General features: G+C 71.5%; 6 protein-coding genes. 5 read left to right on the forward strand and 1 reads right to left on the reverse strand.

The window, feature by feature from the left end; genetic code table 11:
* Positions 1-195: 195 nt before the first annotated feature.
* Positions 196-1,407, forward strand: a complete 1,212-nt coding sequence (locus tag ESO86_RS11060; RefSeq protein ID WP_129234990.1) for an acyl-CoA dehydrogenase family protein — start codon at positions 196-198, stop codon at positions 1,405-1,407.
* Positions 1,408-1,600: 193 nt separating this feature from the next.
* Positions 1,601-2,074 (forward strand): PaaI family thioesterase, encoded by a 474-nt coding sequence (locus ESO86_RS11065; RefSeq protein WP_129234998.1) that lies wholly within the window; start codon positions 1,601-1,603, stop codon positions 2,072-2,074.
* A gap of 80 nt (positions 2,075-2,154) precedes the next feature.
* Here ESO86_RS11065 and ESO86_RS11070 read toward each other — a convergent pair whose 3' ends face one another.
* Positions 2,155-2,487, reverse strand: coding sequence for a hypothetical protein (locus tag ESO86_RS11070; RefSeq protein WP_129234992.1), 333 nt, complete (start codon positions 2,485-2,487; stop codon positions 2,155-2,157).
* 345 nt (positions 2,488-2,832) lie between these two features.
* Here ESO86_RS11070 and ESO86_RS11075 point away from each other — a divergent pair, with 345 nt between their 5' ends.
* Genes ESO86_RS11075 through ESO86_RS11085 form a run of 3 tightly spaced genes read left to right on the forward strand, consistent with a single transcriptional unit; the run spans position 2,833 to position 5,101 of the window.
* Entirely contained in the window at positions 2,833-3,645 is an 813-nt protein-coding gene (locus ESO86_RS11075) for an amino acid ABC transporter substrate-binding protein (RefSeq protein ID WP_129234994.1), read from the forward strand.
* 30 nt (positions 3,646-3,675) lie between these two features.
* On the forward strand, positions 3,676-4,341 hold the full coding sequence (locus tag ESO86_RS11080; protein WP_207207098.1) for an amino acid ABC transporter permease: 666 nt from the start codon (positions 3,676-3,678) through the stop codon (positions 4,339-4,341).
* Positions 4,328-5,101 carry an amino acid ABC transporter ATP-binding protein gene (locus ESO86_RS11085; RefSeq protein WP_129234996.1) on the forward strand — a complete coding sequence of 258 codons (774 nt, stop codon included), beginning with the start codon at positions 4,328-4,330 and terminating at the stop codon, positions 5,099-5,101. Before ESO86_RS11080 ends, ESO86_RS11085 begins: the two co-directional genes overlap by 14 nt.
* The last annotated feature ends 150 nt before the right edge of the window (positions 5,102-5,251 follow it).

The raw sequence follows: 5,251 nt of genomic DNA on the forward strand, positions 1-5,251 counted from the left end.
TCGCCGAGACCCGCGAGGAGGACGACGCGGCGCCGCCGCACCGGTCGATCGCGAACCCGATACGACTGGGCGGCGACGGCGCGCGCTACCGCACCGCGCCGCCCGCACTCGACGCCCACCGAGGCGCCGACTGGCTGCCGCGCGACTGACCTCGACCTCCGCCCGCCGGGCCCACGACCACATGGAAGGACCGACATGACCGCCACCGAATCCGACGCGACCGCGGTCGCACCCCGCATCGACGCCGTCTTCGACCTCGACGCCCTGCTCACCGAGGATGAACTGGCCTGGCGCGACCGGGCGCGACGGTTCGCGCAGGAGCGCATCGCGCCCGTCATCGAGCAGGACTTCGAGGACAAGCACTTCCGTCGCGAGCTCGTTCGCGAGGCCGGCGAGCTCGGCTTCCTCGGCATGCACCTGAGCGGCTACGGATGCGCCGGGGCCGGTGCCGTCGCATACGGCCTGGTGTGCCTCGAGCTGGAAGCGGCGGACTCGGGCTGGCGCACGTTCGTCTCGGTGCAGGGCTCCCTCGCCATGAGCGCCATCCACAAGTACGGGTCGGAGGCGCAGAAGGAGCGCTGGCTGCCGGGCATGGCCGCGGGCGAGCTCATCGGATGCTTCGCGCTCACCGAGCCGCAGGGCGGCAGCGACCCCGCGGCGATGACGACGACCGCGCGACGCGAGGGCGACGAGTGGGTCGTCGACGGCGCGAAGCGCTGGATCGGCCTCGCCTCGCTCGCCGACGTGGCCGTCGTCTGGGCGAAGGTCGACGACGAGGGCGGCGACGACCACGGCGTCGTGCGCGGCTTCCTCGTGCCGACCGCGACGCCCGGGTTCACGGCGACGCCGATCGACGGCAAGCTGTCGATGCGCGCCTCGGTCCAGTGCGACGTGACCTTCGACGGCGTGCGGTTGGCCGCCGACGCGATGCTGCCCGGTGCGCGCGGCCTGTCGGGGCCGTTCGGATGCCTCAACGAGGCGCGCTACGGCATCGTCTGGGGCGCGATGGGCGCGGCCCGGTCGTGCCTGGAGTCCGCACTCGGGCGCTCGATCTCGCGCGAGGTGTTCGGCCGGCCGATCGGCGCGAACCAGCTGATCCAGGCCAAGCTCGCCGACATGCTCGTCGAGGTCGAGAAGGGCGTGCTGCTCGCGCTGCACCTCGGCCGGCTCAAGGAGCGCGGAGCGCTGACGCCCGCGCAGATCTCGGTCGGCAAGCTCAACTCGGTCCGCGAAGCGCTGCGCATCGCGCACGAGGCACGGGCGATCCTCGCCGGCGACGGCATCACGAACGAGTTCCCCGTGATGCGGCACGCCGCCAACCTCGAGTCGGTGCGCACGTACGAGGGCACCGACGAGGTGCACCAGCTCGTCATCGGCCGGGCGCTGACCGGCCTGAGCGCCTTCTAGGCCGGCCGCTCCCCGCTCGCTCGGGCGCCGTGCGCTCCGCGAGGGGATGCCATCCGCACCGTTCGTCGCGTCCAGCGGTGCACTCGGCATCCTCTCGCCGCACGCTTCGACGGAACCGCCAGCGCCGAGGCGAGCGATTGTGGGGAACCACGACGAACGAGCGGATGCCGCGACCGCGCGCCACACTGGTCCGATGCGCATGACCCCACGACGACTCGCGATCGGCATGAGCCTCTGGGCCCCCAACCTCTTCAGCGGCATCCGGGTGCGGCGCTTCGCGCCCGACTGGACGAGCGCCGAGGTGGAGCTGCACGTCAACGTGTTCACGCGGAACTACGTGGGAACCGCGTTCGGCGGGTCGTTGTCGGCCATGACCGACCCGTACTTCTTCATGCTCGTGCGGCACCAGCTCGGCGGCGACTTCGTCGTGTGGGACACGCGCGGCGAGATCGAGTTCGTGAAGCCCGGCCGGGGCGTGCTCACGGCCCGGTTCGAGGTGCCGCGGGAACGCGCCGAGGAGCTGCGGCGACGCGCGCACGGCGGCGCCAAGGTGCTCGAGTGGTTCGAGACCGAGGTCGTCGACGCCGACGGCGACGTGGTGGCCCGCGTCCGCCGCGAGGTGTACGTGCGCGAGAAGCGCCGCGTCACCGAGGCTCGCGCGGCCTGAGGACGCCCGACGAGCGAGCGAGGCCGGCACCCTGTCGGGTGCCGGCCTCGCTCGCGTTCGGCGCTCGGCGCCGGTCGGCGTCAGCTGTTGATGCCGGGGATGACGAGCCAGCGGTTCTCGAGCACGATCCAGATCGCGACGAGCACCAGGGCGATGATGGTGAGGGTCATGCCGAGGCGTCCGCGCATGATCAGCGCGACGACGAGCACGACGAGCGTCGCGATGCCGAGCACCAGCGATCCGAAGGGGATGCCGGTGAGGAACAGCGACAGCACGAAGAGGCCGGCGACGATGATCTCGATGATGCCGATCACCGTCGACCCACCGCGGGCGCGCAGGCGCCAGATGCCGTCGACGATCGTGAGGACGCCGCCGGCGAGGGCGATGAGGAGGAGCCAGGAGAGCGTGATCATTCAGGTTCCTTCGGTTCTGCGGGGGCAGTGCGACGAGGGGATCCGCCCCTCGACCGCGCCAGCCTAGCCACGCCGGGAATGGCCACGCCGCCCATTGCGCACCGGGCCGCGGACCGTGTATGCCCGCGCGCGCATGCGCCGGAGAGCGTCCCACCGGACCGCAGGCCGGCGACCGCGGCGCGCGCGGATCCGGCCCGATCGGAAATGAAACGCGGCGTCGTCTGGTTTCACCTCGTGGCCGCGGCCGTGCTGGACTCGTTCCGCATCCGCCGGGGCCCGACACCGTCCCCGGCGCCCGGCGCCGAACAGCCGGACCCCTTCCACGTCACGAACGGAGCACCATCCATGACTCGCACCCGCACCCTGCTCGGCCTCGCCGCCGCATCCGCCGCCGTCCTCGCGCTCGCCGCGTGCTCGACGAGCGACGGCGCAACGGACGGGGCGGATGCCGCGGGCGACGAGTACGGCCTCGTGAAGGCCGGCACGCTCACCGTCGCGACGGAGGGGACGTACCGTCCGTTCAGCTACCACGACGACGGCTCGGGCGACCTGGTCGGCTACGACGTCGAGGTGGCCGAAGCCGTCGCCGACGAGCTCGGACTCGAGATCGCCTTCCAGGAGACGCAGTGGGACGCGATCTTCGCCGGCCTCGACGCGGGACGCTTCGACGTCATCGCGAACCAGGTCTCGATCACCCCCGAACGCGAGGAGCAGTACCTCTTCAGCACTCCGTACACCGTCTCGCGCGGCGTCATCGTCGTGAACGAGGGCGACACGTCGATCTCGTCGTTCGACGACCTCGCCGGCAAGATCACCGCGCAGTCGCTCACGAGCAACTGGTACGAGCTCGCGACCGAGTCGGGCGCGAACGTCGAGGCCGTCGAGGGCTGGGCGCAGGCCGTGGCGCTGCTGCAGCAGGGCCGCGTCGACGCCACCGTGAACGACCGGCTCACGTTCCTCGACTACGTGAACACGACGCCGGATGCCGCGATCGAGGCCGCCGTCGAGACCGACGAGTCGTCCGAGAGCGCGTTCGCGCTCACGCAGGACAAGGAGGCGCTCGTCGCTGCGATCGACGAGGCGCTCGAGGCGCTCGCGGCCGACGGCACGCTCGCGGAGATCGGCGAGAAGTACTTCGGCGCAGACGTCACCGAGTAGCCTGTCGCCGTCCCAGGAAGGCGGTGACCCGTGAACGAGGGCCTGCAACTGTTCCTCGAGTCGTTCTGGCCGATCGTGTGGGGCGGGATCACGGGCACGATCCCGCTCGCACTCGCGTCGTTCGCCATCGGACTCGTGCTCGCACTCGCCGTGGCCCTCATGCGGCTGTCGAGGAACCGGGTGGTGTCGGGCATCGCCCGGTTCTACGTCTCGGTGATCCGCGGCACCCCGCTGCTCGTGCAGCTGTTCGTGATCTTCTACGGCCTGCCCGCGATCGGGCTCGTCATCGACCCGTGGCCGAGCGCGATCATCGCGTTCTCGCTCAACGTCGGCGGCTACGCCGCCGAGGTGATCCGCGCCGCGATCCTGTCGGTCCCGAAGGGGCAATGGGAGGCGGCGTACACGATCGGGATGTCGCCGTCGACCGCGCTGCGTCGCGTCATCCTGCCGCAGGCGGCGCGCGTGTCGGTGCCGCCGCTGTCGAACACGTTCATCTCGCTCGTGAAGGACACGTCGCTCGCGTCGCTGATCCTCGTGACCGAGCTGTTCCGCGTCGCGCAGCAGATCGCGGCGTTCAGCCAGCAGTTCATGCTGCTGTACCTCGAGGCGGCGCTGATCTACTGGCTGTTCTGCCTGGCGCTCTCCGGCGGGCAGACGCGCCTGGAGAGGAGGTTGGACCGCTATGTCGCCCACTGACGCCCCCGTGCTGCTCTCGGCACGCGGCATCCGCAAGTCGTTCGGGTCGAACGAGGTGCTGCGCGGCATCGACTTCTCGGTGCGGCGCGGCGAGGTCGTGACGCTCATCGGACCGAGCGGGTCGGGCAAGACGACCGTGCTGCGTTCGCTCAACGGGCTCGAGACGCCGGATGCCGGCACGCTCGAGTTCGACGGCGGGCCCGCGATCGACTTCGCCCGGGCACCCGCGAAGGCCGACCGCCTGGCGATGCGCGACCGGTCGGCGATGGTCTTCCAGCACCACAACCTGTTCCCGCACATGACCGTGCTCGAGAACGTGGTGGAGGGGCCGATCCGCGTGCAGCGGGTGCCGAAGGCGCAGGCGCTCGCCGAGGCATCCGCCCTGCTCGAACGCGTCGGACTCGCCGAGAAGCACGACCAGTACCCCCACCAGCTCTCGGGCGGCCAGCAGCAGCGGGTCGGCATCGTGCGGGCCCTGGCGCTGAAGCCCGACCTGCTGCTCTTCGACGAGCCGACGAGCGCGCTCGATCCCGAACTCGTCGGGGAGGTGCTGCACGTCATCAAGGAGCTCGCGGACGAGGGCTGGACCATGGTCGTCGTGACCCACGAGCTGCAGTTCGCGCGGCAGGCCGCCGACGAGGTGCTGTTCATGGACGGCGGGGTCGTCGTCGAGCGCGGCGCGCCGCGCGAGATCTTCACGAAGCCGCGCGAGGAGCGCACGCGTCGCTTCCTCGACCGGATCCTGCGGCCGCTCGACTGACCTCGCCGGGCGACCGGCCGGCCACCGGCGTATCCCCGACGAGCGTGGAGCCGGGGCGACTACCGTGAGGGCATGTCCGCGCGCGTCCTCGGCTCCGGTGTCGGGGCGGGGAGTGCCGCGACGCGGGCGGCACCGCGGGCCGGGGCCGAC

The organism is Agromyces binzhouensis (assembly GCF_004135055.1).
GTDB classification, from domain to species: Bacteria; Actinomycetota; Actinomycetes; order Actinomycetales; family Microbacteriaceae; genus Agromyces; species Agromyces binzhouensis.